4 protein-coding genes and 1 tRNA gene are annotated in these 5,756 nt (G+C 57.5%); 1 reads left to right on the top strand and 4 read right to left on the bottom strand.

Going from position 1 to position 5,756, the window contains the following annotated elements:
* Positions 1-131 precede the first annotated feature (131 nt).
* A tRNA-Arg gene (locus FJ959_RS31415) sits at positions 132-208 on the top strand.
* A gap of 274 nt (positions 209-482) precedes the next feature.
* Here the strand turns inward: FJ959_RS31415 and FJ959_RS31410 are convergent.
* From FJ959_RS31410 to FJ959_RS32015, 4 genes are all read right to left on the bottom strand, one after another.
* Positions 483-1,022: a hypothetical protein gene (locus FJ959_RS31410; RefSeq protein WP_140525777.1), complete on the bottom strand. Its 540-nt coding sequence runs from the start codon at positions 1,020-1,022 to the stop codon at positions 483-485.
* Between the two features lie 980 nt (positions 1,023-2,002).
* Positions 2,003-3,784, bottom strand: a complete 1,782-nt coding sequence (locus FJ959_RS31400; RefSeq protein ID WP_140633917.1) for a hypothetical protein — start codon at positions 3,782-3,784, stop codon at positions 2,003-2,005.
* Between the two features lie 368 nt (positions 3,785-4,152).
* Positions 4,153-5,292 carry a helix-turn-helix transcriptional regulator gene (locus FJ959_RS31395; RefSeq protein WP_140633916.1) on the bottom strand — a complete coding sequence of 380 codons (1,140 nt, stop codon included), beginning with the start codon at positions 5,290-5,292 and terminating at the stop codon, positions 4,153-4,155.
* A gap of 204 nt (positions 5,293-5,496) precedes the next feature.
* Positions 5,497-5,756 (bottom strand): hypothetical protein (locus tag FJ959_RS32015; RefSeq protein ID WP_210239552.1); only part of this gene is annotated, 260 nt, incomplete at its 5' end.

Genomic DNA, 5,756 nt, shown 5'->3' with positions numbered 1-5,756 from the left:
CAGCCTCCATCCGCTGGCGATAAAACCGGACAACTCACGTGCTACCTAATCCGGACAACTCATCTGCTTACGACAGTGTTCGGCCCGCCCCTTGGCGAAACGATCGGAAGCGGCTATGTGTCGGGCCGCGTGGTCCCGTAGCTCAGTAGGATAGAGCGGCAGATTCCTAATCTGTAGGTCACAGGTTCGATTCCTGTCGGGATCACCATAAATTCACTAGGAAATACAAGTACCTGTTCGTCAATGAATACATAGTCGACTTGAACGTTACACAAGTGCCAAGCGGGCAGGCTACAGTGAATTGACGGCTCAGTGCAGGATCGTGCCTGGTCCCACCGCCATTTGTGTCATGCAATTGTTCATCGATCGTCACCCGAGATGCCATTGTCCTCCTCCAAGGACTTAGTGAGTGCCATACTACCCATGTCTTGCCCCGCTTTTCAGCTAGTCACACCACCGAAAGTGAGGCGCATTGCATCTGGTCATTTTGTGTTTGACGTTGTCCTCGATTGACGCCCAAACCAAAAGCCAATGACCGTTGTGAGAGCGACACCCAACACTTCCGGGGTCTTTTCTTTGAAAACCCCCCAGAACGCCAAGAACGCTGCCACCAAAACAAGGGTCAGAAGCGCGAGAACTGTATCCGGGGAAACCAGTCGAGACAGAAAATCCGCCCGCTCTGAGCCGAGACGCAAGGCTTGAGTGTAGTCGTTGTAGACTATTCCCTTTCCATTTTTTACAAGCACTTGATAATCATGAGCCACTCGTCCAACTTCGTTCTCCGGTTGCCGAAAAGTCTCAACTAGCACGAGCGTCCCGCCACCGAAATTACTAAGCGTGTCGTAGACATTGTAGTCGACGAATTCGAAGTCGAACTTTCGCAAGGCTTTGAGTGCTATGGCCTCATCTAAACTCAGCTCGCTGATAGAAATATCGGAAAATTTTCCGCGAGTACCTGCACTTCTCTTCTGTTCCTCTGTTTGTTGAGTCGACTGGGACGGTTCTTGTCTCGCGTCTGACATGGTCATTCCTCCATTATTTTTCGACAGAAGATCACCAATGCAGAAGCCGAGCAAGTAGGGCGGCGCTGCCCAAAAAATGAAAGCATGCGCCCAGACCGCAAAAGGACATCTATGGCCCGACCAAGTGTTCTGCGGAGATAACCGACCAGATTTGCGAACGGCTCGTCGATGGCCAGAGCCATGCAAAGTCTGCCTTGATCCCGAGACGCCCCAACAACGCTATTGTGTGCCGATGGCTTGCACAGCTGTACGATGTTCTCCGCGACCGATATGCATGCGCACGCGAGGTCCAGCCGACGACTTTCAATGGAACGCTTGGGCGAAGACGCCCCTCTTTTTCCTGCCGTCCGACTTCCAATCCGACAGTCAGATCTCAGCCTGTCGCATTTAAATTTCGGGAAGCGTCAAATCGTTGCCACCCCTTATCACTTCACAATTGCAATCGCGCCTACGTTCCCTGCGATACAGCAAGGCGTTCCCGGACTACGACAATTCGATCCCAAGAACTCGCAATCAGATCCCGCGCAACGACAGCCGGTTTCCCTGATGAATCATCCCTGGCTGCGTGATTTTCCTGATGTCCGGGGCGAATTTTCCTGATCCACCGCGCAGGGAATGTTCCGCTAAGTAGCTGACATCGCTATGCAATATTGATTTTCCGCCCCATGCAAAGCGCTCGTTTCTCGCGAACTCCCAGTTTTTGCCCGTTATCAGGGAATTCTCAAACGGAGACTGGTTCGCCATGGACTGTCGGGATCACCACGTTTTGCTGCTTAAGCCAGATACTGTCGGACCTGAATCGGACTGAAACCAGAGCCGATCACCGGGGTCGCATCGGTCATCTGTACGGAACCTGCATGCGGATTTCTACCGTTCGAATAACGTCAGAAAAGCGCTTGCAGACGTTCCGACAAATCGGAAATTGGGTGATTGGTTGGAGCCCGGTCGACGGACCGCAGCGGTCCCGTCCGGGATGAGGTTCAGAGCCGTTCCAGCGTCAGCATGCCCGGATCGCCCTTCCAGGCTTTGGAAAGTTCGTCCGCGGCTTTCGTTGCGGCGGCAGTATCGCCTTGGGCCTCCGCCGCCTGCTGCAGCCCGAACAGTGCCCAGGCGCTGCTGCGTGCGCGGTGGAGCGCCGCCACAAACTCCTTCGCCGCGTCCGCCGGCTGACCGTTCTTGAGGAGGGCGGCACCGAGGGACTGCCGCACGGGATAATACCAGTACGGAGGCTCCATGTAGGGGATCGTGTCCTCCGTTTCGACCGCTTTCTTCCAGAAGGCTATCGAGCCGCCGACGTCATTCTCGGCCTGCGCAGCGCGGGCACGTACGACATCTTCGGCCACTTGCAGGACCGACAATGCCGGGATTCCCCAGGCATCGTGCACCGACCAGTCGGTTTCCTGAGCGATCTTGTGGATGGCGTCCGCCTCGACTCGCGCGCCCGAGGCGTCCTTCTTCTCGGCCAGGGCGACGCCGCGCGCATAGTGCCACATCGATGTGATGTAAGGCGGCGCGCCGGCCGGCTCGGCCTTAGCCAGGATCGCATCCGGTTCGGCATATTGCGCCCAGGCGAAATACGGAGCTGCCTTCACCGGCTGCACGATCGGTATTGCCGTGGCCACCTCGTTAGTCAGAAACTTGTCCAGCTTCTCAGCCTCTGCAAGCACCGTCTTCGAGTCACCGAGGAGCTGGGCCGAAACCAATACGAAGTGCACGTTGTGGGAATAGTAGCCGAGCGGATAGACACCGGTAGCGCCGGTTTCGGCGAGATAGGTCTCGTCCACTTTCGAGGCAGCTTCGTTGGACTTCAGCGAATCCGTGTAGCGGCCGACGCGATAGTAGATGTGGCTCGGCATATGGACGATGTGTCCGGCCCCCGGCATCAGCGCTGCTAGCCGGTCCGCGTAGGGCTCGGCGCGCTCCGGACGATCCGAGGCCTCAACAAGATGAATGTAGAGGTGAATCGCCATCGGATTGTCGGGCTTCCTGGCGAGAACGCCTTCCAGCCGCCTCTGGATGTCGGCGGTGCGGCCCTTGGGTTCCTTGCCGCCCGGCTGCCAATAGTCCCAAGGCTGCGTGTCCATGCCGGCCTCTGCGGCCAGCACAGCGAGTTCGAGATCGTCAGGATATTTGTCGGAAAGCGCCGCAGTTGCATCGGCGAAGGCGGCGTTCAGGGTGTTTCGATCGGCCTTGGGATCTTCGGAATACCGCGTGGCGACCGCCTCGATCAGTCCCCGCTCCTTCTCGGTGGCACCGGATGAAAGCGCCTGCGCCTTTCGAAGAGCAGTGATCGCTGGTGCATTTGCGGTGGGATCCATCGGCACGTTGATGTTCGGGCCCAGGACCAGTGCCTCGCCGAGGAAGCACATCGCACAGTCGGGATCGAGGCTTTGTGCCTTGCGGAAGGCGCGTCGCGCCTCCGCGTGATTGAAGTTGGTGGCGAACCGCAGCCCCTGGTCAAAGTATTTTTGGGCATCGGCGCTCTTTGTGCTGATCGGATAGCTCAGGGAGCCCAGGTCATCCCACAATGGCGGCTGGGCCTCCTCGTAGGCCTTCAAGTCTTGCGGGGCCAGTGATTGGCCGGCAGCGGCCAGAGCGACGCAGTGTGTGATGTCGAGTTCCCCCGGCAACGATACTCTTGGCGCCGGAAGCTGCGACTGCAACGGACTGTCCGCGGCGTAAGCAATGGCAGCACCTGTGCCGAAACTCATTAAGGCAATAGCTGTCCATCCTGCACTTGGCAGGCAAGCACGCAGTTTCATCTGAACCTCCTGGCGTTCGGTACGATCGGCAAGCTCCGATCAGCCCTGTCTTTCCAATTCTCGATCGGAGGTGCGGGCGTTGATGATCCGCCTCGCGCCGCCGTTTGGCAATATATTTCCTACTGCTAATGTAATAGCGGACGCGATGTTTTCTGCTCACCTCTTCGGCCCGAAGGCACTAGTCGGACATCAGAGGGATTCAGGCACGCACCGTTGCAAAAACCAAATATCGTCTGACCGGCCGCCCCGCTTGAGACGTATCGGATCGAGACCGGCGCCTGTTGTTGTGAAGTGCCACGGCCCCGATTCAGCGCAGAGTGCAACCCTTGGACCGTCAGGGCTTCACCCGAACGGGTGACACCGCGACTTCAATGCGTGGAGGACCCTTGGTATCGGGACAAGAGCTTCGCGAGTTCCGCCTGACTTCCGGTGCTTGTTTTCGAGAATATTGCACGGAGCTGGGTTCTGGCGGTTTCACGGCCAATTCCCAGGGCAGAGCTTGCCGCGCCGATACCTCGGCCATCGGCAAGGCGGCAGGCCAGCCGCGTTTCGGCTGCTGTTAGTTGAAAGGCGTGCCTTATCAGTTGCTTGGGTAGCGCCGTTTCGGCCACAAGATCGGTAAAATAGAGGAGCGCGTCTCCGCCGTTAAAGAGGTCATGGACGAACGAGGTCATCGGAATGGCTTCAGCAACAAGCCATGGCGAACCCTCGCGAGCAATCAAAACGGGCTCCCCGTCGCTCAAGTCGCCGCATTGGCTGACCACGCCTGCGATCAATTTCTGCAAGCGTGAATCACTGGGCCGATCTGCCGCCCGGAGACGACCACCGTGGATAACGAGGCCAGTACCAAGCAGAGCTTCCGCGTGTTTATTGTAGCGGGTGACGCGGCCTCGGCAATTCAGCAACAGAGCTGCGCTTCCCATCCGATCCAGAATGGCCAGGTTCGGTTCGACTGCCGTTTCCCAAACCTTTTCCGCAGCACTGATGATGCGAACCATCGACGGAACGATCGCCAAGAAATCCTCGGCTTCATTCCGGTAGAATGGCCCCTTATGAGCGTCACGAAACATCGAGAGCATCCACCTTCGATCCTTCACCATGAAGTCTATTGCAGCCCACCATTCCCGGTCGCCTGGACGCGCGATTTCTTGGTAATAAGGGAGAACCTCGCGCTCATCACGAGTGGTGATCTCATCCTCGACAACGAAGCTGTCTGTCAGTTTTGCCAACCTCTTGCGCGGTCTACGTTCATGCGGATCGGGAGCACCTTCGATTCTTTCGATCCAAAGGGCGGCGAATTCGGCATGTTCGGTCGAATCGGGTCTGAGCGCGGTCGGCGATCGCTGATCGCTACGAAACGGGTGAGTTGGATCGCAGGTGCGGATAACGCAACTTGTGGCTCCTAGGGAGTGGGCCAGCATTTGAAGCGCTGCGGGCCACTGCCTAAACTCGAACGCGGCGTCGTAGCAAGCCTCGATCGCAGCGGCAATGTTCCGATTGTCGGACATAGGATTTGCGTCGCGATCCCGGTTTCTCGCCCTTTTTCTCCTCATGGCCCGTCGACGGCCCTCCAGCTACAGGCCCCGCAACCGGCTCCGGCCAGGGATGTTTATTTCCCGCGGCCATGCTCGACAGACGGTCAGCTGAGGACCTATCGTCAGACTGACGCATCGAATGAGAGATAGCTACATTAGCATAATAGCCACGCGACTTCACCGATGCTTCTCGACGAAATCTCTGCACGCAGGTGAAAGCCGTTCGATCTGGCTTTCAAGGTCGCATTTACCCATCGGTTTCGTCGGGCAAAACCGTGCGTAGTCGCGGCGACATCCCTTGCCTTCGAAAATTTTGAAAGATCTTACCTGCGTAGGGTTTGTTGCGTTGACTGAACTGGGTATCAGCCCGGTTTCGATCTCCATCGCACCGTCACGACTTGACCCCTTGCTTCCACCCTTGCCCCCACCCTTGCCGC

This window comes from Mesorhizobium sp. B2-2-4, from assembly GCF_006442375.1.
GTDB lineage: Bacteria > Pseudomonadota > Alphaproteobacteria > Rhizobiales > Rhizobiaceae > Mesorhizobium.
This window is presented reverse-complemented; position numbering and strand designations above follow the sequence as displayed.

What these genes read in the sequence shown, in the direction of transcription:
- FJ959_RS31410 (WP_140525777.1), bottom strand. Translation starts at nt 1,022, where the DNA reads ATGTCAGACGCGAGACAAGAACCGTCCCAGTCGACTCAACAAACAGAG.
- FJ959_RS31400 (WP_140633917.1), bottom strand. Translation starts at nt 3,784, where the DNA reads ATGAAACTGCGTGCTTGCCTGCCAAGTGCAGGATGGACAGCTATTGCC.
- FJ959_RS31395 (WP_140633916.1), bottom strand. Translation starts at nt 5,292, where the DNA reads ATGTCCGACAATCGGAACATTGCCGCTGCGATCGAGGCTTGCTACGAC.